Below are 21,212 nucleotides of genomic sequence, written 5' to 3'. Positions count from 1 at the left end.
TAATTTAATAAATATGAAACCAGGAAAATTTAAGGTAAATAATGATGGAGATAGCCTCTCAGCTACAATTACGGTACAGCCATCTCTTGCCCTAAAAATCTCTTTGTATTTATTAAATATCTTATTGATAGCCGTTATCATATTGTTTACTATCGGTGGAGTAGGCGTTATTGTACTCTTCATTTTAGCTTTCGAAATCTTATTTATAAGATATTCAATTTGGCATATTTACGGGGCAGAAACGATCACTTTAAAAAAGGATGCGCTTAGCTATCAGCAATTTTACGGCTTTTTTAAGCTCTCGCTTAAGACACGTAAAATAAATAAAACACTCAGGGTAATTCCCTTTCACGAAGACTTTCGGGCAGGTAGTGATGCAATGAAATTGATCTTTGAGTCATTTGATGAATCAAATGAGCCTGTTAATCTTTATCAGACTGCTTTAGTAGTTTCTAAACAAGATTATCAAGTCTTTATGAAATCATTTAAGCAACTATACTAGGCTTTAGAATTTCATCATATTATCGATATCTTGTAACATAACGTGTTAAAAGGTGTTTAAATAGATATGATGGAGAACCAAAAGATCAAACTCAAGCGGACAGTTTCCCTGGTTAGGATACTTAGTAAGTACGGATTTAAGGAGTTGTTGATCAGAAGTCAGTTTAACAGTCATTTACCTGTCGATGAAGTGATTAATGGTGTGGAGGATGCAATACCAGCTGCCCTCACGGTCTATGAGCGCATCAGGATGGTGCTAGAAGAATTGGGACCTACCTATGTGAAGTTTGGGCAAGCCTTCAGCAGCAGGGAGGATTTATTGCCAGCAGAGATGATCGTAGAGCTGAAAAAGCTACAGGATAAGGTGGAACCGGAATTGATGGATGTCGAGAAATTGATTGCGGATGAATTGAATATTGAGCCTGATCAGTACTTTGAAAAAATCACTACGGTACCTTTTGCTGCTGCTTCTATTTCGCAAGTATATAAAGCCAAACTTAAGGGCGGGCAGGATGTGATTTTGAAGATCAGACGATCGGGGATTAGGGAGGTCGTGACTGCCGATATGCTCATCATGAAGGATGTTGCACGTCTTTTGACTAGTTATAGTGATCTTTTCCGTAGAATCAACCTGGTTCAGGTATTAGAGGCATTTGAACAGTCTATCTTTCAGGAACTATCTTTTCTAAATGAACTGGCTAATATTGAACGTTTTTCGAGAGATTTTAAAGGAAATAGATCTATTTATCTGGCTAGTGTGTACCCCGAATTGTCAAATGATGCCATCTTGTGCATGGAATTTATAGATGGGCTGAAGATAACTGACCTGGACGCTTTGCTTAAGATGGGGCACGACCCTGAAGTTATCGCCCGCAGAGGCTTAGATCTTTATCTTAAACAGGTATTGGAACATGGATTCTTTCATGCCGATCCCCATCCTGGAAATTTGTTGGTTTTAAAAACCGGACAGATTGCCTTTATAGATTTTGGTTCTATGGGGACTATCATGCCGGTAGAAAAGGAATTACTCGAAGATTTTATTTCTCATTTTATATCGCAGGATAGCAAAAGATTAATTGCTACCCTGAAAAAGATGGCCTTGCGTTATAATATTCCTGATGAAAAGAAGCTGGAGAAGGATATTCAGCATTTCTTTAATTTATTGGAAGGGGCATCTCTCCAACACATTGATGTAAAAGAAATACTAGGAAGATTTTCGGCTATTTTGAACCAGAACGAGATTTTGATGCCAGCGCATTTGTACCTGCTAGTTCGGGGAATTGTGTTAATTGAAGGAATTGGCAGAGCACTTATTCCTGATTTGAATATTATTGAAAGCTTAAGGCCCTATATATTCCAGATTGCTATGCGGAAGCTTAGTCCGGAAAATCTGAAAAAGAACGGAATGAAGCTGATCAATACCATTACAGAGTTATTAAAAACCATGCCGGATGATGCACAGGCGGTGCTTCAGAAGTTAAACAGTGGCGAACTAAAGGTGATTCAGGAAGTAAAGGATATGCCGGAGTTGATGAAGCAGTTTAATCGGGGTGTGCATAAATTGGCCCTGGCAATTATAATAGCAGCTTTGCTGATCAGCGGGGCTATTTTGATTTTGGCGAATCATATAAAATAAAGCTATATTTGCGCCTTTATTATTCCGATCCAGATTTGAAAAAGTATATTATTCTACTGCTTATATTCATAAGCTTTGCCGCCTATTCCCAAAATGTAACCCTTGGTTCCTGGAACATACAAAACTTTGGTAAATCTAAAAATGATGATGAGTTGGCTTACATTGCCAAAGTCGTCAATAAATTCGATGTGATCGCGATACAGGAAGTTGTTGCGGGCTATGGTGGTAGCCAAGCTGTAGCCAGGTTAGCAGATGAGTTAAACCGCATGGGCAGTAAGTGGGATTATGTAATCAGCAATCCTACATCAAGTCCAACAGGTAGCTCAAAAGAGCGTTATGCTTTTGTCTGGAATACCAGCAAAGTCAAAAAAAATGGAACGGCATGGTTAGAAGAAACCTACGGATTGATGATTGATAGGGAGCCCTATTATTGTAGGTTTGCCGTAGGACGTAAAACGTTTACGGTGGCTAATTTTCATGCGGTTCCTAAATCAAAACAACCAGAAACAGAGATTAAATATTTTAAATTCCTGCCAGATCTTTATCCAGGTGATAACCTTATTTTTTGCGGTGATTTTAATCTTCCTCAGTCTCACAGTGTGTTTAATCCATTATGGAAAACTGGGCATACCTCTGCTTTTAGAGGCCAAAAAACCTCATTGAAGCAGAAATGTGTGAATGGTAATTGCCTGGCTTCGGAGTATGATAATTTCTACTTCAAAGCCTCAGGCATAAATGTACTGAGGACAGGAATAGTTCATTTTTACCAGGACTTTGAAGATCTCAGAGCAGCACGGTTAATCTCTGATCATGTGCCGATTTATATGCAGTTCTCTTTAGATGTGATTGCTAAATAGGAAGGGACTCCGGTTTATACCTTTTTAAGAATTCTAACCGCCTCATCAAGTTCAAGAACTGACCTTGCGCATCTGCTAGAAAAGTCAACATATCCATTAAATTTATTCTGATACAAAATTCTAGGTTGTAGGTTGCTTTTACAATGGACAGATATGGATATTATCTGGACAAATCTGCCACGATAGATATGCCCACTTTTTCTCTGAATGATATTATAAAGCGGAATGGCTTAGTAGTGATGTTCAGTTTAGGCTTTATGTTGCAGGATATATGCGGTTTCGCTTATCATTTTTAATAGGAATTTATATAGACATGCAACAGTAAATCTTCAACAGTGCTATAAAATATATCTCTTCAATATATGGAATATATATTTTTTAGGCATCCTGAGTTTAAAGTAATCTATCATGGAAGAAAAAATCAACAATGCTCAGCTAAGTTTTACCTGTAATCAGGATTGGAATTCGATGAAATCGGAAGACGATGGGCGATTTTGCGATACTTGTCAGAAGAAAGTATACGATATGACAAATAAAAATACAGCTTATTTTATCAAGATTATGCAGGAAAACAATGATAAGGTTTGTGGCAGATTTACCAATGAGCAGTTAGCTACTTCTTCGGGAAAGGTTAATAAGCCTTACTGGAAAAGATGGGTAGTAGCAGCTATGGTTTTTATTGGCATTGGCACGGTTGGACAGAAGGCAAATGCACAAATAAAACTAGGCGAAGTTGGTCCTAAACCGATAGACTCAAAATGCGATAATGATAGGTCGTTTGTCATGGGAAAAATTGCAATCGTTCCGCGAAACGATGAATTAAAATCATTGCACGAATATATGGTCCGGAAATGTAAAGTACCAACTTCGGCTAATGGCTGGTTAGTTGCCTCATTTGTTGTCAAAAAGGATGGTTCTATTACCAATTTAGCAACAAGCAACCAATTATCTAAAGCCGTTAGAGAAGAGGTTTTGAAGGTTTTGAAAAAAGCGCCTAAATGGGACCGTTCCAAGATTGAATATGAGCAACCTTATTCTTTGTACCTTACCTTTAAAGACGGGAAGATTATGCCTTACTTGAATAAGTAGATTTGCTTGTCGAAATTAAAAAACTTCCGTTAAGCCCAAAAAGAATCCTTTAGAACCATATTTTCCGATAGCATAATCAAGACACAAATTAGTACGTGTAGCTTTATTGAATAGCACTCGTAAACCTGCTCCACCACCTGGTTGCCATTGTTGAAATAATTTGGTACCTAAATCATCGCTCGCAGATTGGATATTGCCGAAAGTAACTCCACTTATAAATTTGTTTCTTAGGATTGGAAAGCGATATTCCAATTCCGAGTAAAAATATTTGGGGCCTTTAAAGTAAGTAACAGTGTATCCTCTTCCGCTTCGGTAGTAGGTATCTCTTCCAGTACCTGGAAGCTCGAGATAGGGCAGGGCACCACTAATTAAATAAGAACCCCAGTTCCAGAAGGCAAGCACATGCTCGGGATTGCTGTCAGACAAGCTCCAGTATTTTCTGAAATCAGTAGTTATTTGTACAGCATTCTTCGAACTTGCCATCCAGGTTTGGTTTACACGGATCCCAGCATCAACATAAATGCCTTTGTAGGCACGGTTCTGGTTGTCTCGCGTAGTATATTGTACATTAAAAAGTAAGCCGTTAGACTGGTATTGATTTCTGTTAAAACCATAACGGTCACTATAGATATTGTATGGTGTTAGGTCACTCGTATTTAAGCGGTCCTCGATTTTTCTTCTAATCTCGAAGGACACACCAGCGCCAACAAAGAGGCTCTTTGCAATTTGTTTATATACCTTTTCTCTGAAATTGTAATACTCGGCGTGGAGTACATAAGGCTTACGATCTGGATTACTTAATATAAAATCTGCTTCGCTTGCATGGGAAGCATTTCCTATTCCTAATCCAAAATCAGGCAAAACAGTTTTCGCTGCTACTAAACTTCCCTGAAGATTCCATTTGTTGCCCGGAGTGTAAACATTATGATTGAGGTAGAAATAAATGATTCCCTTGGTAGTTATAGAAGCTGATGTAGCAGCAATTGACATCAGCGTATTCTTGTCTTTTCCTAATACTTTACCTGCAACAGCCTTTATGCCAATCTGAGCACCTATACTTGGATTGTAGGCGAAATTGGGTATAATGGTAACTGGCGACTTCTTTTTAAAAGGGTCCGGTTTTCTTTTTGGGTGGAAAATGCTTGTAAACAAATCACCAACATCATATTGTGCGCGTGTAGTATCGTTTCTTAAAGAATGGATTTTTAAGGAATCTACTGATGGCTTAATTTGGCTGTAGGTGTATGGTAACCCAGCTAATAAGGCTAATAATAACATTAGACCTTGTTTAAGCGCTTTCTTTATGTGGGGTAAATGATAATATTTCAATGTGTTATGCTCTTGCCCAAAGATAAGTACAAATATGAGAATGAAGATATATTGGAAGATTTTAAAATAATAGGTGTAGTTTTATTATTTGGTTATCAAAAAAGAATAAAGATTTATAATGTCGGCGCTCAGAAAAATATTGTCACAAAAAACAGACGAACAACTAATGTATTACATCAGGCACCCAGGTAAGCATACCGAGGAGGCTGTAGAATTAGCATTAGAAGAGTTACATAATAGAAATATATTGCTTCCGGATAATGTCAGTCAAGTTATAGCTCAAAAAATTAGTAGAGATAATTCCCGGTCATATATCCCCAGTAAAGAAACAAGAAATAAGTTTTACAAGCTAAGCTTCATTTACTCTTTATCATATGTTGGCTTAGGCACATTAAGTGTCCTTTCTTTGAGTCCAAGCTCATTATTTTACGGTGATTGGGTCATAATTGCATTATTAATTACACTTCTGGTTAATTTAATCAGCTTTGGGATAGCGTATTCCGATGGTAATGCTACTGGTTTAATTTTAATTGTTCAAAGCATCATGTTTTTAATATTTTGGCTAATACTTTTTAATGTATTAATGTCAATAAATAGGAAAGTTAAAAAAGACAGTTAGTGAGTTGCCGAAACCATTTGATTTGTATAGAAGATACACCATAACATGAAAAATATTATATTAACGTTTCTTTTATTAGTTTATTCATCAATTTCCTTTTCTCAGGAAAAGCAAGATCGCATTCTATATTTTGTTGATAGCATCCCGATTCTTGATACCCCAGATGGTGATGATGAGATCTCAAATGAAGACATAGCTCAATTAGATGTCTTTACTAATCTAGATAAGATTAAGGCTTTGGGGCGTGAGGGGAAAATAGATAAGATAATCTACATTACAACTAAAGCCTATTTAGGTAGATCTGCAGAAGTAAAGCGAATTCCTACTTCCAAAAATATGGTTAAAAACAATGGAGTATGGTATCCAAAAAATTCTGATCAAGCTTATACAGGTAGATTCATCGATTATTTTACGAATGGTAAAATACAGGGAGAAGGTGTCTTAAAAGACGGGATAATAGATGGGATTAGAACAGTTTATTACCCTAATGGTAACAAGCGCTATTTTTATACTTATGCTAATGGGATTGAAAATGGCGAATCAGAAGAGTATTTTATCAATGGTAAACTTAAGCAAAAAGGATCATTCATAAATAAGAAAGAAATAGGATTATGGCAAGTATTTTACTCTACAGGTAAGTTAAAAAGGCAATCTATGTTTGTAAATAATAAACAAGACTTACCTAAGGAAGAGATGAAATTTCATAGTTTATTAAGCAAAGGGATCTCCATAATGCGTGAAGGGGATTATGGTGGTTCCATCAAGAGATTTGATGAGGCAGCTAAACTAAATGCTGAGTACGCTGATCTATATTTTTACAGAGGAACTGCTAAACTGAATACTTTTGACTTTGATAATGCTATTTCTGATTTTGATAATGCTATTGCGCTTGAGCCGTTGTACATGGAAGCGCTCAGTAATCGCGCTTTTGCCAGATTAAGAAAATACGAGTTTAAGGATAGTAAAACCCTGAGTAAGTCAAAAGAGGTAACGGTAATGGTAGCGAAAGACAATGTACCTATTCCTAAGGATGATTTAGACAAGATTTGCAGTGATTTGAAACGTGGCTTTGAACTTGGTGACCGAAAGCCAATGATCATAGATGCTATGAAACAATATTGCAATTGAACGTTTGTTTTGGCTTAAATGTTACTATTTTGAGATATTAATTGTTTTTCTGAGATAATATCTTAAACTTTGGAATAATCAAACTACAAAACGCTACTCAATAATGATCAAAATTCTTTCAACATTACCTTACCACATTTTTCATGTTTAAAAATCCTTTTTCATTTGAAGGTCGTATCCGCAGATTGGAGTATGGCCTTAGTTATTTAATTTATTTTGCTGTAGCAGTTTTTATTGGTTTAATCCTAGGATTGCTAAGTTTTGATGAACAATCGGCGAATATGCTGTTATTTTTATTATTACTGCCGGCCATCTATTTTGTGATTGCCCAAGGCGCTAAAAGATGTCACGATAGAGGTAATAGCGGCTGGTGGCAACTAATCCCCTTCTATGGTTTTGTGATGATGTTTGGCGAAGGCGATACATTTGAGAATGAGTATGGTCAGAATCCTAAAAATCCAGATAATGAAATTGTAGATCCTTTCGCTATTAAAACGGCTAACGATCAGGACTAGAAGATGAAATTAAGATTAACGACAAAACGCTTAGTTCTTGCAGTTTTCTTAATTCTAGGGTTACTGGTTATAAGACCAGTAACCTTTCTTATTTATACTTACATTAAGGATCCGAAAGCAAGCAAGAGTTTGCGTTCTGCTGTAGTTAATGATGCAAGTCAATTAAATCGAACAAAGGTAGATACTGTTGTAAAAGCACACAAAGAGATTAATCGTGCCATTACTCAGATTTCTGATTTAATAAAAGAAGCCAACGCTTCCGGAAAAAAGATATCAATCGCCGGTGCTCAACATAGCATGGGAGGACACACCATCTACCCGGGAGGTATCTTATTGGATATGAATTCATTTAACTACATGTTGTTGGATAGTACGGCAGATGTATTGAATGTTGGATCAGGAGCTTTGTGGAACCAAATTATTCCATATCTAGACCAATATGGAAAATCAGTTGCTGTAATGCAATCCAATAACTCATTTTCTGTAGGTGGATCTATTAGTGTAAATTGTCACGGTTGGCAACCTAATTCCCCACCAATTGCATCAACAGTAATTTCATTAAGATTGATAAATGCGAAGGGGGAAGTCCTAAGTTGTAGCAGGACAGAAAATAAAGAGCTTTTTTCATTGGTTTTGGGTGGTTATGGGCTTTTTGGGGTGATATTGGATGTTAAATTGAGAGTGACTGATAATAAGATCTATAAAGCTGAGCAGTTTGTCGTAAAAAGTGCCGATTATGTTCGTGAATTTGAACAGTGGATGGAGAAAAATCCTACTACTGGACTTGCTTTCGGAAGAATCAATATCAACCCAGATCATTTTATGGAAGAAGCTATTTTGTCTACTTATGTTGTGACAGATGGACCAGTTCAGAAATTACATCAAAAAAATACTTTTGCAGCTATTAGGAGAACCGTTTTTAGAGGCTCTGCAAATAGTGAATATGGTAAAAATTTACGCTGGAAGTTAGAAAAGTCTTCAGTATCATTGGTAGATGGAAAAACGTTTACAAGAAATGAATTGTTGAATGAAGGGGTAGAAGTGTTCCAAAATACAAATCAGAATTATACGGATATTCTACATGAATACTTTATTCCCAAAGCCGCTGTTCCTGAGTTTATTAAAGCGCTTCAAAGTACAATACCTAAGTATAGGGTTGATTTGTTAAATATTACGGTCAGAAACGTAATGACAGATAAGGATAGCTATTTAAACTATGCACATCAAGAAGTTTTTGGTTTTGTCATGTTGTTCAATCAAAAAAGAAGTAAGGAGGCGGAGGCTGATATGCAAGCATTAACGCGTAAACTGATAACTATTTCCATCTCGTTAAATGGTGCTTATTATCTTCCTTATCGCTTACATGCTACAAAAGAGCAACTGTTAAAAGCTTACCCACAAGCAAGTGCTTTTTTCGAATTAAAAAGAAAGTATGATCCTACGGAAGCGTTTAGTAATAGTTTTTACAAGGTTTATGCGAATTAATATCAGTTTTACTTATTTACAAATGAAAAGAATTACATTAATGGCTGTTGTTGCAATAATGGCGCTAACAGTGATATCCTGCAAGAAAATACCTGTGCTTAAATTAGATGAAGAGACAATAGTACCAGAGGTGCCTATTCCTACATCAGAATATTATATTACTTATAAAGTGGATGGTGTTACTGTTACAGCTACAGAGGTTTCAGCACTTCGAGGCATCACCGATTCACCAAGAACATTAACTATTTTAGGCAACGCGAAGAGTGGTGCCATACCTAAGTTTAAGTTTTTTTCTGAAGAATCTTTTATTGGATTTGTAGCAGGGCTTAATATCTGGAGTAACAAGAACTCATATCCAACACATTATATTGAATATACAAATAGCGCAGGTATGTTATTTTCAACAGAAAATATTGACGAAGGAACATATTTTTTTATTTCTGAGGCTTCCTACAAAAACGGAGGTAACATAAAAGGTTCTTTTAATGGAACTGTACAGACAGATAAGGGAGTTAAAGTTAAAATTACTGATGGTGCATTTAATGTGAAATTCAGCAATTAACGCTTTTTGATAACAACTATTATTATATGAATGCTTTGGGACGTATCTTGTCCCCATGAGTTTTTTAACGGCAGAATGGAGAAAGCTGGCTATAGCAAATTATGCAATAGACAGGCAGGTATTAGCGCCTTACATTCCTATCGGCACAGAACTAGATATGTGGAACGATAAATGCTATGTCAGTTTGATTGGCTTTTTGTTTAAAAATACCAGACTAATGGGCTTTAGAGTACCGTTCCATTCTAATTTTGAGGAAGTTAATCTGCGCTTTTATGTCCGATATCTGGATAAGGGAATCTGGAAAAGAGGTGTGGTTTTTATTAAAGAGATAGTGCCAAAGTTCGCCCTTTCATTTGTAGCTAATACAATTTACAATGAGAATTATGTCGCCCTGCCTATGACGCATAGTTGGATTGAAACTGAAGAGGAGAGGATAGTGGAGTATAAATGGAAGTGTAAAAAGCAGTGGCAAAGTTTTAGTGTAACTGCCGAAAGGGAGCTGTCACTGATTCATCAAGGTACCGAAACTGAATTCATTACAGAACATTATTGGGGATACGCCAGATATAGCGATTTTAAAACCAATGAGTATGAAGTGAAGCACCCAAAATGGGATCACTATGAAGTTAAAAACTACAATATCGAATTAGATTTTGGGTTGACTTATGGAGATCGATTCAAATTTTTAAATCACCAAAGTCCCATATCAGTCATGCTAGCTGAAGGATCAGAAATTTCTGTAGAGAGAAAGAGAATTATATTTTAACAATCATTTTACCTTCATTTTTACCTTCAAACAAGTCGATAAAAGCCTGCGGAATTTGATCAAAACCATTAACGATCGTTTCGATGTAAGTTAATTTACCTTCCTGTAGCCAAGTGGTCAATTGTTTGATGGCTTCAGGAAATTTTGCTGCATAGTTAGATACAACAAAGCCCTGCATTAGTATACTGCTTTTTACTAATGTCGTCTGGATTCTTGGCCCCATAGGCACTTCTGTTTCATTGTACACAGAGATCGCACCGCATACTGGTACGCGGGCAAGCTGATTTACGTTTGCAAGTACCGCATCAGAAATATCACCACCAACATTGTCAAAATAGATATCAACGCCATTTGGTGCAGCATTTGCTATTGCCGTTTTCATATCGGTTGTCGTTTTGTAGTTGATTGCTGCATCGAAGCCGAATTTCGAAGTCAAAATCCTATTTTTTTCATCTGATCCGGCTAGGCCAATCACCCTGCATCCCAAAATTTTACCGATTTGTCCTACAATGCTACCTACGGCACCAGCTGCGCCAGAAACCACTAATGTTTCGCCAGCTTTGGGTTTCCCAATTTCAGTTAAGCCTAAGTATGCCGTTAACCCGGTCATTCCTAAAATACCTAAATAAGCTGATAGAGGAGCAGCATTTCCATCAACCTTGAGGAGGTGTTTTCCGTCCGAAACCTGTACTTCCTTCCAGTCCAGCCTTGCTGAAACAAAGTCACCCACTTTGAAATCAAGGTTCTTAGATACTATAACTTCGGCAATGACACCCGACTGTATTGGTTTATTTAATTCAAACGGGGCGACGTAAGACTTCGCACTGCTCATTCTTCCTCTCAGGTATGGGTCAACAGAAACATAAAGGGTTTTTAATAGTACTTGTCCTTCTTGTATTATAGGATTTTCTTCTTCTATAAATTTGAAATCATCCGTAGTTGGTTTGCCTACCGGGCGTTTATTTAACAGGATTACTTTATTCACTTCCATGTATGGTTATATGAGGGGCAAATCATATCAACAATATTCTGGTCATTAATGTTTTACGATTTTCTCGCAGGGCCTCAACTGTGTTTTGTTTAAGGCAACTTAGTTCACGACATATTAACGGATCTGTTTCTATGGAAGCTTGGAATCAAATTAACAATCGTTACTTTTATATCATACATTAACTTTTATGCCCGTAATAAAATTACAGACTCATATTAATGCTGATCGGCAAGTTGTTTTCGACTTAGCGAGAAGTATTGATTTACATCAGATTTCTACAAAACATACAAATGAAAAAGCTGTCGCAGGAAGGTGCTCCGGTCTTATTGAATTAAATGAAACTGTTACCTGGCAGGCCAGACATTTTGGAATTACTCAGGAATTAACTTCAAAAATTACGGAGTTTGACAATGGCGTTTATTTTGTAGATGAGATGACTAAAGGCATTTTTAAGTCCATTAGACATGAACATCATTTTGATAAGGAAGATAATGGAACCTTAATGACTGATATTTTTAGCTATGTTTCGCCACTAGGTATACTAGGAAAAATGGCAGATGGAATTTTTTTATCCAATTATCTCAAAGATCTGCTTATCAAACGCAACGATATCATAAAAGAGTATGCAGAAAGTAATCTACTTCCTATAGATCATTTATAGACTGTAATTACTTACTTAAATATTTGCTGCGATACTTCACCGGTGTGCTAATCCGATCCGTATCAATTCTATAGCTTTGGTAAAAGGCATGTGTGTTGGTAATCGCATCATACTCATTCGTTTCTGCAATCGTGCTTAGGATAGACAGAAAATAAAACTTTGGATGATGAATGATTTCATGATAACATATCACATAAACTAGGCAAAAACTCGTAGAGATTTCAGCCCGGCACTCCCCATATTTGTGTAGACCAAATTTTTAAATTGATTTGTGAAATATATTATCTGTCAGGTCGACGAATAATATTCTCGCAATATTTATACTTTTTAACATGACAACAAATACTGAAAAACAAGTTTACCTTGTATGTAGTGGAGACTTACGTTTGTCGGCCAATTTAAGTTGCTGGGCGGCACAGGTAGAAATGGAAGAACTATTGGGAAAGGCACTGAATGCACAGGGCTGGACAGTGAAAAGGGCCCATGCTTATGACGAAGAGAAAAAGCATGGATTTATAGATTCTCAACGAATGGGCATCGAAGTATTTAAAACGATAGATCCAAATGTACCAATTATTGTAGCCGAAAGCGTTTGGCAGTATTCACATCATGTCCTGGCAGGACTGACTACACATAAAGCACCTATTTTAACTGTTGCCAACTGGAGCGGACAATGGCCAGGCTTGGTAGGTATGTTGAATCTTAATGGCTCATTGACCAAAGCTGAAGTAAACTACAGCAGTTTATGGAGTGAAGACTTTAGTGATGATTTTTTCAATAAGGGGTTAACAGAATGGTTATCTACCGGTAAAATTACCCATGACACCAGTCATGTAAAGTCGTTTAGTGCAGTAACTATACCTTCAGCGGATGAAATTAAAGGACGTAAATTCGGACGTACCTTGCGTGATAATAAAGCAATTATGGGTGTTTTTGATGAAGGTTGCATGGGCATGTTCAATGCAATTGTTCCAGACGACCTACTCCATAAAACAGGAATATTTAAAGAACGTTTAAGTCAATCTGCCCTATATGCCAAAATGAGGACTGTAACCGAACAGGAAGCGGAGAAGATACTGGAATGGTTGTTGCAAAAAGGCATGACCTTTAAATGGGGAACAGAGAGTTTAACAGAACTTACCAGGGAGCAAACCCTTGATCAATGCAAAATGTATATTGCTGCAATGCGTATGGCCGACGATTTTGGCTGCGATACCATTGGTATTCAGTATCAGCAAGGCTTAAAAGATTTAACCGCTACCAGTGATTTGGTAGAAGGATTATTAAACAATCAGGATAGACCTCCAGTATTTTCAGAATCGGGGAAAGAATTATATGCAAATGAAGCGTTGCCACACTTCAACGAAGTGGATGAGTGCGCGGGTATAGATGCTTTGGTGACTTATCATTTGTGGAAGGAATTGGGCATGCCAGGTGAAAACACTTTACATGATATTCGTTGGGGTGAGCATTTTAAAGGCGATGGCATCGATGATTTTGTATGGTTGTTCCTGATTTCAGGAGCTGCACCACCTGCGCATTTTATCAATGGGTATGCTGGCGCGAGCAGCGAAAGACAGCCGCCTATGTTTTTCCATCTTGGTGGTGGTAGCTTGAAAGGCATCAGTAAACCAGGAAGTCTGGTTTGGAGCAGAATTTATATACAGAACAATGCTTTACATTGTGATTTGGGCGTAGGTGATGCCGTGTTTTTACCAGCAGAAGAAACAGAGAGACGCTGGCAGAATACAACCCCGCAATGGCCGATTATGCATGCTACACTTAGCGGGGTATCACGTGATCAAATGATGGCTCGTCACCAGGCAAACCATATACATGTGGTTTATACGACTGATGAGGCTTCATCACATAAAGCCTGCCGTATAAAAGCAGCAGCTTTGGAAGAAATGGGAATTAAGGTTCATTTCTGTGGTGATGTAGATCATGATGGCAAAAAATATGTTTAAACTTGCAAAATGAAAAATCTACCCATATTAGACCTAGCTATTATACTCGCCTATTTGGTGGGCATGGTAATGGTTGGCGTTTACTTTTCCCGTAGAAATAAAAATCCTGAACAATACTCCAAGGCCTCTGGTTTAATACCAGGTTGGGCTATTGGATTATCTATTTATGCTACTTTTTTAAGTAGCAATACCTTTCTAGGTGTACCAGGGAAAGCCTTTGGCGCTAACTGGAATGCATTTGTATTCAGTATATCTATGCCGCTTGCGGCCTGGGTTGCCGCTAAGTATTTTGTGCCATTTTACCGGAATACCGGAGAGGTTTCTGCTTATACAAATTTGGAAAAGCGTTTCGGACCATGGGCTCGCACTTACGCTGTAGTTTGTTTTCTGCTGACTCAATTGGCGCGTATGGGGTCCATATTTTTTGGTATCTCCTTAACCTTACAAGCACTAACCGGTTACAATATGCAGGTGATCATGCTCGTAACAGGTATTTGTATTGTTATTTATACGGTAATGGGGGGTATAGAGGCGGTAATCTGGACAGAGGTTGTACAGGGCGTGCTGAAAACACTTGGTGCAATTTTGATTATCTACCTGGTTGTGTCTAACATGCCTGGTGGGATATCAAAGATTGTTGAAATTGGGAGCCGTGACAATAAGTTCAATCTTGGGAGTTTTAGTCCTGATTTTACGCAAACTACATTCTGGGTCATATTATTATATGGGTTCTTTATTAACCTTAATAATTTTGGAATGGATCAGAATTATGTACAACGTTATCATACGGCTTCCTCAGCAAAAGAGGCTTCGAAGTCGGTATGGCTTTGTGTGTGGATCTATGTACCAGCATCTTTATTGTTTTTTGTGATCGGAAGTTGTCTCTATGCCTACTATCAGGTTAATCCTGAAATGATAGAACCAGTTAAATTGCAGGTGGCAGCCGAGCGTCTAGGCGCAGGTGTATCCGCAATGGACATTCAGAATCTGGCTGCAACGCTTCAACCTGCAGATTATGGAGATAAGGTAATGCCACATTTTATGGTAACCATGATTCCTACAGGTTTAATTGGTCTGATCGTTTCAGCTATTCTTTCTGCAGCAATGAGCACAATCAGTTCTGGAATGAATGCTTCAGCAACAGTCTTTACGGAAGATATTTACAAACGTTATTTTAAGCCTTCCATGAATGATAAGCAAAACATGAGGCTATTGCACATCTCGACCGTTGTGTTTGGTGTAGCCGGTATGATCTGTGGTATTGCCATGATTGGGGTAAAAAGTATTCTGGATATCTGGTGGCAGCTGTCAGGGATATTTGCTGGGGGAATGCTTGGTTTATTCCTGTTGGGGATCATCAGCAAGAAATCTGGTAATATGGAAGCTTTTGCTGCTACGATAGTTGGTCTACTGGTGATTCTATGGATGTCGCTTTCTTATTTAATCCCAGAGCAATATGCTTACCTCAAAAATCCATTAAATGCCAATATGATCATTGTGGTGGGTACGCTCTCTATTTTTTTAACGGGTACAATCATTACAAGGTTAAAAGGAAAGGCAGTAATAGGATAAGCTAAAAGCATTCGTGACTCCTCTATGTTGGGGTAAATAATTTTTAAAAGCATTACGTAAGTAATGCTTTTTCCTTTTTTAGATAAGATCATACATAAGCTGGAAAAAATGCACCATATGATATCGCTTTTACCCCAATACTTTTGTATAAGTAGCTATCGCTGTTATACAATGATAGGTGCCAGGATTGATATCTCATGAAAAATAATTAATAATGAACAAATCAGAAAAAGGATTTATACCAGTAATGCTTACGCCATTTAAAGACAATGGTGAGATAGATTTTGATGGGTTAACGAAACTAACGGAACTATATATTGAGGCAGGTGCTGCTGGCTTATTTGCAAATTGCCTATCTAGTGAGATGTTTGAGCTTAACGAATTGGAAAGGCTTAAAATAGTTGAACATGTAGTGAAATCTGCTCAAGGTGCTGTTCCTGTGGTTGCAACAGGGACTTTTGGTGGTCCGATTGCACAACAGGCTGATTTTGTAAAACAGATTTATAACTGTGGTGTAGAGGCTGTAATTGGGATTACAGGTTTGCTGGCTGCTGAGCACGATGGTGATGATGTATTTGATGCTAATGTAGCAAGGTTATTAGATTTAACGGAGCAAATCCCTATGGGATTTTATGAATGTCCGGTTCCTTACAAACGTTTAATCTCTCCAGCGCAACTTGGTTGTTTGGTGGCTACTGGAAGGGTGACTTATCATAAAGATACTTGTCTGGATATAGGACAGGTGAAGGCTAAGATTGCTGCAACTCAAAATAAGAAATTTGGTTTATATGATGCTTACATGGCTCATGCAGTGGCATCTTTAAAAGCGGGATCCGCGGGTCTATCCTGTATACAAGGGAATTTTTTTCCAGAATTAATTGTGTGGTTGTGTAATAACTATGATAACCATGATTTAAGGCTGGAAGTGGATAAAGTACAACAGTTTTTTATAGACAATATGGATGTGATGCACAATGTTTATCCAATAATATCTAAGTATTACCTGCAAAAAAGAGGCCTGCATATCTCTACGTTTACCAGAAGAAATGATATTGGGGTTTTTGATGCAAAAATCAAAACAGGTATAGATGGACTAACTGAAAAATATGATATCTTAAAGGCCGAGCTTGATATTAAACTTGCTGCGGTCTAAACTTGTAAAAAATAATGCTGGAGAGACAATTAACAACTGATGCAAAGGGACATTTTTTAAATACCAATCAATGTTTTTCAGCAGATGGTAAGTGGCTGGTTTATGATACCAGAAACGATGATAGTAAAATTGGCAGTACCGGCAGCATTGAGCTAGTGAATGTAGTTACGGGAGAAATGAAGCAGCTTTACCACACAAAAAATCAAACTGAATACGGCCCAGGGCTTGGTGCAGCTTCCTTTTCACCTGCTGTAAACCGCGTGATTTTTATCCATGGAATAAGAAATGCTGATGAAAAAAATCCTTACGGGTTTACTCGTAGGACAGGAGTAGCTATTGATGTCAATAATCCTGAAATGCCCATTTTTATGGATGCGAGGGACATCAAAGAACCATTTACACCTGGCGCGTTGCGTGGGGGAACCCATGCACATTCATGGAGTGGTGATGGGCAAAGATTGAGCTTTACCTATAATGATGAGGTGATCGCTCAATTGAGTAAAACTAATCCAGATGTTCAGGACCTCAGAACAGTGGGAGTTATGTTTCCGAGAAAGGTAGCGGTTGCTGATGAAGCAAATGGTGAAAACAACTGCGGTGAAATGTTTTCTGTGGTGGTAGCAAAGGTTACAGAAAATCCAGTTGCAGGTAGTGATGATATTGATAAGGCTTTTGATGAATGCTGGATTGGTAAAAGAGGTTATCAGAAGGCCGATGGAAGCTGGCAGGTAAGCGCAATTGCTTTTCAGGGAAATGTGAAAGACGAAAATGGAGGGACTAAAACAGAGATCTTTGTGGTTGATTTACCTGCTGATCTAAGCTTGGCGAATCAAGGCGAATCACTTGCCGGAACTGTTCATCATAGGCCAGATGTGCCAATGGGTGTAAAGCAAAGACGGATTACATTTACTAAAGAGGGGGTCATCGGACCTCGTCATTGGTTAAGATCCAACCTCGAGGGCACACAGGTCGTTTTTTTATCAAAAGATCCTTCGGGTTTTATCAATGTCTTTGCGGTTTCGCCTAATGGGGGACCGATAAAGCAGATTAGTTTTCATTTATTTGATATTCAAAGTGGATTAAACTTTAGTCCTGATGGCCAATATATCAGCTACGTTGCGCAAAATGCAATTTACATTACAGATGTAACCACTGGAGAATCTAAGCAGTTAACAGAAAGCTCTAGCGATGATGATCGGCCTGTAAGTGCTGTAGTATGGAGCCCAGATGGTAAGGTCTTAGCGTATAATCGTTACGTAAAAAATGAAGACAATTATTTGCAGATCTTTTTACTTGAGAAAGAATAGCCGATCTTTGTCTCTCAAAACTACCCAACCATACCAGCATATACAATGCCCAATCAGGTTTATGAAAACTCGGCCTTCTGTCCATTTAACGATTCCATAGAAATCGAAGCATTGGCGGCTGGACTTAGCTTTTCTTTAATGGATGAGCAACATCCGCTTTGTTTACTTGCTGCAAATGAATTACAGTTTCATTTACAGCATCAACAAGAATGGACGCATAATTTTGGTTTGTCATCTGACGCTGAAGGTATGGTAATTGGAAAGATGTTTGGTGTGCTTGTCGTTCGTACAAAAGAAGGCGTACTGGGGTATCTGGCTGCATTTTCAGGGAAATTGGCAGGTAAAAATCATCACGATAAGTTTGTGCCACCGATTTTTGATGGGCTCGCAGCAGGAGGATTTTTGAATATAGGTATGGAAGAACTTACCCAAATGAATAAGGAAATCAGTCATTTGGAGTCCTTAAATGATCAAACCTATAGCTCAGAGATTGAGCGCTTAAAAACATTCAGAAAAAACTATTCTAATGCTTTACAAGATAGAATCTTCGAACAATATCATTTTTTGAATAAAGCAGGTGTATCAAAAAGTCTTTTAAAAGCTTTCGAACATACAGGTGCCCAAAAACCACCTGCAGGAGCAGGAGAGTGCGCCGCACCCAAATTGCTACAATATGCATTTCGTCACGGAATGGAGCCTTTGGCATTAGCGGAATTCTGGTGGGGCTTGTCTCCCAAATCTGCCTATTGGAAACACGGTCATTTTTACCCACCATGCCGTGAAAAATGCGAACCCATTTTAGCGCATATGCTTGCCGGGTAGGGGTAACATAAGGTTTGCGGCAGGATCTCTCAATAGACGGGTGGTTTAGCAACTGCGAGATGCTGAAATAAATTACCAGCATGACGACCGTAAATGACGACCTTTCGCATATAAGATGGTTATTTAATATAAACCGTTTTAATATTCACGAATTCATGGATACCAAACGAGCCCAACTCCCGACCATACCCTGATTGATTGATACCTCCAAAAGGTAACCGAGGATCTGATTTGACCAGTGAGTTTACAAAACATGACCCTGCCTGCAATTTGGTTCTGGCAATTTCTTCTCCAACCGATCCATCTTTGGTAAACACAGCAGCACCTAATCCAAATTGTGTATCATTTGCCAATGCTATGGCGTCATCCGTATCCTGAGCTGTTAAAATAGCCGCAACCGGGCCAAACATTTCCTCACTATAAGCCGGCATCCCCTTTTTTATTCCTGTTAATATAGTTGGTAGATAAAAAGCATGATTGCCTTTAAATACAGGAATCTGACCACCCAATATGCATTTAGCGCCCATTTCTATGTTCTTTATTACTTGCTGATGGAGCTCATCGCGCAAATCCGCCCTGGCCATAGGTCCCAGATCATGCTCGGTATCCAAGGGGTCGCCCAATTTCCTTTGCTTGATCTTTTCCATAAAAAGCCTGGTAAATTCCTTTTCAATTTCCTTTACCAGGATAAACCTTTTCGCAGAAATACAGCTTTGTCCATTGTTAATCAGTCTGCTGTTTGCACATATTGTTGTTGCCTCTTCCAGATCAGCATCAGCTAAAACAATATAGGCGTCGCTGCCACCAAGTTCAAGCACTGTTTTCTTCAAAACTGAACCTGCTTGTGCGGCAACCTTCATCCCGGCTTCGGTACTGCCGGTCAGCGTAACCGCTTTTACATATGGATGAGCTATCACCTGACTTACACCTTTACTGCCAATCATAAGTGTTTGAAACACATGGTCTGGAAAACCAGCATCCTTAACTAATTGTTCAATAGCCAATGCACAGCCAGGAACATTGGATGCATGTTTAAGCAATCCGCAATTACCGGCCATTAAAGCAGGAGCAAGGAATCTAAAGACCTGCCAGAACGGAAAGTTCCAAGGCATAATGGCCAGTACAACACCAATGGGCTGGAAGCTGACATAGCTCTTTGAAGCCTCTGTAGCAATCAACTGATCTTTCAAAAAGTTTACCCCATGTTCCGCGTAATACTTGCATACACCGGCACACTTGTCAATTTCGGCGGCACCGTCCTTTATAGGTTTACCCATTTCCATAGCCATCAAATTGGCTAGGTTGGCCCTTTCTTTATACAATTGATCGGCAAGCCTATTTAAGCAGGTTAATCGCTCCTGAAAACTGATTTCAGACCATTTTAACCAGGCGTTATGCGTTTGTTCGATTTTATGAATAACTGCGGTGTCCGTATCTTCATTATAGGATTTGATAACCGATCCGTTTGTAGGATTGATAGATTGTATACTCATGGTAGAATGTCAAATTAATTAGCTGCGTCCAAAAATTGCTGCTACAATTAGGATAACACCAATTTCCTGATTTTTGTGTAAATATTCTTTAATAAAACGCATAGAATTTACCATATGACTGTTTACTGTGGCCACGGTAATCCCTAAGATTGCAGCTGCTTCCTGATAAGATTTGCCCTCCATCTTGCAAAGTTTAAACACTTTACGGCGTTGATCAGAAAGCTTGTCAATCGCTTCCTCCACAATACCCCAGGTTTCTTTACCTATTAGGTTTTCTTCAGTATGTAGGTAATAATCCACGGCATTGATCAGCAGGCGCTCATGCAAGCGTTTATCTTTAGAAACTTTACGGAAGTAGTCAAAAACAAGATTATTGGCAACGGTATATAGAAAAGCAGTAAATGACTGATCCAATTTAATATCCTGCCTTTTTTCCCACACTTTCAAAAACAAATCCTGCAGCAGCTCATCAGCAATAGATTCATCTTTCACAATTCCATTGATTTTCTTGTAAAGTGCTTTACTATAAGCTAGATATAGCGTATTAAATGCCGGCTCGTAGCCCTGCTTTAATTGCAATAGCAAATGCTGCAGTTCATCCTCTTCTACAAAAATCTTCAATGGTTGTGGCTTGTTTGATTCTTTTTCAATGATATACAATATTTTTTAGTATTCAATAGGTTTTATGAAAGCTACAACCCAAGTGAAATTATTCTGCTGATTGTTACCCGTTTATTAAATAATTGTAAAAAATTAGGT

The 21,212-nt window shown here is 38.2% G+C and carries 22 protein-coding genes; 17 read left to right on the top strand and 5 right to left on the bottom strand.

Going from position 1 to position 21,212, the window contains the following annotated elements:
• Nucleotides 1-13: 13 nt before the first annotated feature.
• From EZ444_RS09155 to EZ444_RS09140, 5 genes are all read left to right on the top strand, one after another.
• Nucleotides 14-502, top strand: coding sequence for a hypothetical protein (locus tag EZ444_RS09155; protein WP_131608429.1), 489 nt, complete (start codon nt 14-16; stop codon nt 500-502).
• Between the two features lie 66 nt (nt 503-568).
• Nucleotides 569-2,137 carry an ABC1 kinase family protein gene (locus tag EZ444_RS09150; RefSeq protein ID WP_131608428.1) on the top strand — a complete coding sequence of 523 codons (1,569 nt, stop codon included), beginning with the start codon at nt 569-571 and terminating at the stop codon, nt 2,135-2,137.
• 35 nt (nt 2,138-2,172) lie between these two features.
• A complete protein-coding gene (locus EZ444_RS09145; protein WP_131608427.1) occupies nt 2,173-2,994 on the top strand; it encodes an endonuclease/exonuclease/phosphatase family protein in 822 nt (273 codons plus the stop codon).
• A 143-nt stretch (nt 2,995-3,137) separates the two neighbouring features.
• Entirely contained in the window at nt 3,138-3,290 is a 153-nt protein-coding gene (locus EZ444_RS27180; protein WP_165503569.1) for a hypothetical protein, read from the top strand.
• Nucleotides 3,291-3,402: 112 nt separating this feature from the next.
• Nucleotides 3,403-4,083 (top strand): hypothetical protein, encoded by a 681-nt coding sequence (locus EZ444_RS09140; protein WP_131608426.1) that lies wholly within the window; start codon nt 3,403-3,405, stop codon nt 4,081-4,083.
• Nucleotides 4,084-4,098: 15 nt separating this feature from the next.
• Here EZ444_RS09140 and EZ444_RS09135 read toward each other — a convergent pair whose 3' ends face one another.
• On the bottom strand, nt 4,099-5,361 hold the full coding sequence (locus EZ444_RS09135) for a BamA/TamA family outer membrane protein (RefSeq protein WP_131608425.1): 1,263 nt from the start codon (nt 5,359-5,361) through the stop codon (nt 4,099-4,101).
• 169 nt (nt 5,362-5,530) lie between these two features.
• Here EZ444_RS09135 and EZ444_RS09130 point away from each other — a divergent pair, with 169 nt between their 5' ends.
• The 6 genes from EZ444_RS09130 (at nt 5,531) to EZ444_RS09105 (ending at nt 10,487) form a co-directional block, all read left to right on the top strand.
• On the top strand, nt 5,531-6,031 hold the full coding sequence (locus tag EZ444_RS09130) for a hypothetical protein (RefSeq protein ID WP_131608424.1): 501 nt from the start codon (nt 5,531-5,533) through the stop codon (nt 6,029-6,031).
• A 45-nt stretch (nt 6,032-6,076) separates the two neighbouring features.
• Complete coding sequence (locus tag EZ444_RS09125) at nt 6,077-7,159, top strand: toxin-antitoxin system YwqK family antitoxin (RefSeq protein WP_131608423.1); 1,083 nt, start codon at nt 6,077-6,079, stop codon at nt 7,157-7,159.
• 143 nt (nt 7,160-7,302) lie between these two features.
• Nucleotides 7,303-7,674 (top strand): DUF805 domain-containing protein, encoded by a 372-nt coding sequence (locus EZ444_RS09120; protein WP_131608422.1) that lies wholly within the window; start codon nt 7,303-7,305, stop codon nt 7,672-7,674.
• A gap of 3 nt (nt 7,675-7,677) precedes the next feature.
• Nucleotides 7,678-9,159 (top strand): FAD-binding oxidoreductase, encoded by a 1,482-nt coding sequence (locus EZ444_RS09115; RefSeq protein ID WP_131608421.1) that lies wholly within the window; start codon nt 7,678-7,680, stop codon nt 9,157-9,159.
• Between the two features lie 22 nt (nt 9,160-9,181).
• A complete protein-coding gene (locus EZ444_RS09110) occupies nt 9,182-9,721 on the top strand; it encodes a hypothetical protein (RefSeq protein WP_131608420.1) in 540 nt (179 codons plus the stop codon).
• 55 nt (nt 9,722-9,776) lie between these two features.
• Entirely contained in the window at nt 9,777-10,487 is a 711-nt protein-coding gene (locus EZ444_RS09105; RefSeq protein ID WP_131608419.1) for a YqjF family protein, read from the top strand.
• Here EZ444_RS09105 and EZ444_RS09100 read toward each other — a convergent pair.
• Nucleotides 10,477-11,478, bottom strand: coding sequence for an NADP-dependent oxidoreductase (locus EZ444_RS09100; RefSeq protein ID WP_317130120.1), 1,002 nt, complete (start codon nt 11,476-11,478; stop codon nt 10,477-10,479). The two genes, EZ444_RS09105 and EZ444_RS09100, sit on opposite strands and share 11 nt — an antisense overlap.
• Before the next feature lie 187 nt (nt 11,479-11,665).
• Here EZ444_RS09100 and EZ444_RS09095 point away from each other — a divergent pair, with 187 nt between their 5' ends.
• Nucleotides 11,666-12,139 carry an SRPBCC family protein gene (locus EZ444_RS09095; protein WP_131608418.1) on the top strand — a complete coding sequence of 158 codons (474 nt, stop codon included), beginning with the start codon at nt 11,666-11,668 and terminating at the stop codon, nt 12,137-12,139.
• 7 nt (nt 12,140-12,146) lie between these two features.
• Here the strand turns inward: EZ444_RS09095 and EZ444_RS09090 are convergent, their stop codons facing one another.
• A complete protein-coding gene (locus EZ444_RS09090; RefSeq protein ID WP_131608417.1) occupies nt 12,147-12,332 on the bottom strand; it encodes a hypothetical protein in 186 nt (61 codons plus the stop codon).
• Nucleotides 12,333-12,471: 139 nt separating this feature from the next.
• On the opposite strand from EZ444_RS09090, the gene EZ444_RS09085 reads away from it, so the two are divergent.
• From EZ444_RS09085 to EZ444_RS09065, 5 genes are all read left to right on the top strand, one after another.
• The gene (locus tag EZ444_RS09085; RefSeq protein WP_131608416.1) at nt 12,472-14,106 is read left to right on the top strand and encodes a fucose isomerase; all 1,635 of its coding nucleotides are present in this window, start codon (nt 12,472-12,474) and stop codon (nt 14,104-14,106) included.
• Nucleotides 14,107-14,115: 9 nt separating this feature from the next.
• Nucleotides 14,116-15,678, top strand: coding sequence for a sodium:solute symporter (locus tag EZ444_RS09080; RefSeq protein ID WP_131608415.1), 1,563 nt, complete (start codon nt 14,116-14,118; stop codon nt 15,676-15,678).
• A gap of 214 nt (nt 15,679-15,892) precedes the next feature.
• The gene (locus EZ444_RS09075; RefSeq protein ID WP_131608414.1) at nt 15,893-16,831 is read left to right on the top strand and encodes a dihydrodipicolinate synthase family protein; all 939 of its coding nucleotides are present in this window, start codon (nt 15,893-15,895) and stop codon (nt 16,829-16,831) included.
• A gap of 14 nt (nt 16,832-16,845) precedes the next feature.
• A complete protein-coding gene (locus EZ444_RS09070; protein WP_131608413.1) occupies nt 16,846-18,138 on the top strand; it encodes a DUF3748 domain-containing protein in 1,293 nt (430 codons plus the stop codon).
• A gap of 45 nt (nt 18,139-18,183) precedes the next feature.
• Nucleotides 18,184-18,960 carry an SPX domain-containing protein gene (locus EZ444_RS09065; RefSeq protein WP_131608412.1) on the top strand — a complete coding sequence of 259 codons (777 nt, stop codon included), beginning with the start codon at nt 18,184-18,186 and terminating at the stop codon, nt 18,958-18,960.
• A gap of 119 nt (nt 18,961-19,079) precedes the next feature.
• Here EZ444_RS09065 and EZ444_RS09060 read toward each other — a convergent pair whose 3' ends face one another.
• Both EZ444_RS09060 and EZ444_RS09055 read right to left on the bottom strand, forming a co-directional pair.
• A complete protein-coding gene (locus EZ444_RS09060; RefSeq protein WP_131608411.1) occupies nt 19,080-20,453 on the bottom strand; it encodes an NAD-dependent succinate-semialdehyde dehydrogenase in 1,374 nt (457 codons plus the stop codon).
• 18 nt (nt 20,454-20,471) lie between these two features.
• Nucleotides 20,472-21,074 (bottom strand): RNA polymerase sigma factor, encoded by a 603-nt coding sequence (locus tag EZ444_RS09055; protein WP_131608410.1) that lies wholly within the window; start codon nt 21,072-21,074, stop codon nt 20,472-20,474.
• Between the last annotated feature and the right edge of the window lie 138 nt (nt 21,075-21,212).

The sequence above is a fragment of the Pedobacter hiemivivus genome (assembly GCF_004331685.1).
GTDB classification, from domain to species: Bacteria; Bacteroidota; Bacteroidia; order Sphingobacteriales; family Sphingobacteriaceae; genus Pedobacter; species Pedobacter hiemivivus.
The sequence above is the reverse complement of the archived record's forward strand: the minus strand, read 5'-3'. Positions and strand labels throughout refer to the sequence as shown.

Bases quoted from the DNA above. Each gene is read 5' to 3' on its own strand.
- EZ444_RS09155 (WP_131608429.1), top strand. From the start codon at position 14: ATGAAACCAGGAAAATTTAAGGTAAATAATGATGGAGATAGCCTCTCA.
- EZ444_RS09150 (WP_131608428.1), top strand. From the start codon at position 569: ATGATGGAGAACCAAAAGATCAAACTCAAGCGGACAGTTTCCCTGGTT.
- EZ444_RS27180 (WP_165503569.1), top strand. From the start codon at position 3,138: ATGGACAGATATGGATATTATCTGGACAAATCTGCCACGATAGATATG.
- EZ444_RS09140 (WP_131608426.1), top strand. From the start codon at position 3,403: ATGGAAGAAAAAATCAACAATGCTCAGCTAAGTTTTACCTGTAATCAG.
- EZ444_RS09135 (WP_131608425.1), bottom strand. From the start codon at position 5,361: ATGTTATTATTAGCCTTATTAGCTGGGTTACCATACACCTACAGCCAA.
- EZ444_RS09130 (WP_131608424.1), top strand. From the start codon at position 5,531: ATGTCGGCGCTCAGAAAAATATTGTCACAAAAAACAGACGAACAACTA.
- EZ444_RS09125 (WP_131608423.1), top strand. From the start codon at position 6,077: ATGAAAAATATTATATTAACGTTTCTTTTATTAGTTTATTCATCAATT.
- EZ444_RS09120 (WP_131608422.1), top strand. From the start codon at position 7,303: ATGTTTAAAAATCCTTTTTCATTTGAAGGTCGTATCCGCAGATTGGAG.
- EZ444_RS09115 (WP_131608421.1), top strand. From the start codon at position 7,678: ATGAAATTAAGATTAACGACAAAACGCTTAGTTCTTGCAGTTTTCTTA.
- EZ444_RS09110 (WP_131608420.1), top strand. From the start codon at position 9,182: ATGAAAAGAATTACATTAATGGCTGTTGTTGCAATAATGGCGCTAACA.
- EZ444_RS09105 (WP_131608419.1), top strand. From the start codon at position 9,777: ATGAGTTTTTTAACGGCAGAATGGAGAAAGCTGGCTATAGCAAATTAT.
- EZ444_RS09100 (WP_317130120.1), bottom strand. From the start codon at position 11,478: ATGGAAGTGAATAAAGTAATCCTGTTAAATAAACGCCCGGTAGGCAAA.
- EZ444_RS09095 (WP_131608418.1), top strand. From the start codon at position 11,666: ATGCCCGTAATAAAATTACAGACTCATATTAATGCTGATCGGCAAGTT.
- EZ444_RS09085 (WP_131608416.1), top strand. From the start codon at position 12,472: ATGACAACAAATACTGAAAAACAAGTTTACCTTGTATGTAGTGGAGAC.
- EZ444_RS09080 (WP_131608415.1), top strand. From the start codon at position 14,116: ATGAAAAATCTACCCATATTAGACCTAGCTATTATACTCGCCTATTTG.
- EZ444_RS09075 (WP_131608414.1), top strand. From the start codon at position 15,893: ATGAACAAATCAGAAAAAGGATTTATACCAGTAATGCTTACGCCATTT.
- EZ444_RS09070 (WP_131608413.1), top strand. From the start codon at position 16,846: ATGCTGGAGAGACAATTAACAACTGATGCAAAGGGACATTTTTTAAAT.
- EZ444_RS09065 (WP_131608412.1), top strand. From the start codon at position 18,184: ATGCCCAATCAGGTTTATGAAAACTCGGCCTTCTGTCCATTTAACGAT.
- EZ444_RS09060 (WP_131608411.1), bottom strand. From the start codon at position 20,453: ATGAGTATACAATCTATCAATCCTACAAACGGATCGGTTATCAAATCC.